Raw genomic sequence first — 1080 nt, 5'->3', positions numbered from 1 at the left:
CCACCGGCCAGCACTGCGCCCACTGCTCCTTCCGCGCCTCGTGCAGCGCACGCCCCGAGGGACGGCACGTGGTGGAGTGACGTACGGCACCGCGGCACCTCGCTGACCTGCGCTTTCCACAGACCGGACGCCCGTTTGTCGGCGGTCGCCGCTAGCCTTCCCCGCATGCCCGCGCACCTCACCGACCCCGAGCAGCTCAAAGAGCTGCTCGGCATCCCGTTCACCCCGGAGCAGACGGCCTGCATCATCGCGCCGCCCGCCCCGCAGGTGATCGTGGCCGGAGCCGGTTCGGGCAAGACCACCGTCATGGCCGCCCGCGTCGTCTGGCTGGTCGGCACCGGCCAGGTCGCCCCCGAGCAGGTGCTCGGGTTGACCTTCACCAACAAGGCGGCCGGCGAACTCGCCGAACGCGTCCGCAAGGCACTGGTCAAGGCCGGGATCACCGACCCGGACGCGATCGACCCGGACAACCCGCCCGGCGAGCCCGTCATCTCGACGTACCACGCCTTCGCCGGGCGGCTGCTCACCGACCACGGGCTGCGCCTCGGCCTGGAACCCAGCTCGCGGCTGCTCGCGGACGCCACCCGCTTCCAGCTCGCCGCCCGGGTGCTGCGCGAGGCGCCGGGACCCTACCCGGCGCTGACCCGCTCGTTCGCCGACCTCGTCACCGACCTGCTCGCGCTCGACTCCGAGCTGTCCGAGCACCTGGTCGACCCCGAGGAACTCCGCGCCTGGGACGCCGACCTGCTGACCACCCTGGACGGGGCCAGGCTCAGCAACGCCGATCTGCGCAAGGTGCCCGAGACGCTCGCCGCGCGCGGGGAACTCGCCGGGCTCGTCCAGCGCTACCGGGCCGCCAAACGCACCCGCGACCTGCTCGACTTCGGCGACCAGATCGCCCTGTCGGCCCGCCTCGCCCGCATCCCCGAGGTGGGCCGCCTGCTGCGCGAGGAGTTCCGGGTCGTCCTGCTGGACGAGTACCAGGACACCTCCGTCGCCCAGCGCGTCCTCCTGGCGGGCCTCTTCGGCCAGGGCACCGGCCACCCCGTCACCGCCGTGGGCGACCCCTGCCAGGCCATC

General features: G+C 73.4%; 1 protein-coding gene. It reads left to right on the top strand.

The genetic code is table 11. The features are described from left to right. Positions 1 to 165: 165 nt before the first annotated feature. A partial coding sequence (locus tag CCN33_RS25830; RefSeq protein ID WP_167387946.1) for a UvrD-helicase domain-containing protein occupies positions 166 to 1080 on the top strand: 915 nt, incomplete at its 3' end.

This window comes from Streptomyces recifensis, assembly GCF_002154615.1.
Lineage (GTDB): Bacteria > Actinomycetota > Actinomycetes > Streptomycetales > Streptomycetaceae > Streptomyces > Streptomyces griseoluteus.
The sequence above is the reverse complement of the archived record's forward strand: the minus strand, read 5'-3'. Positions and strand labels throughout refer to the sequence as shown.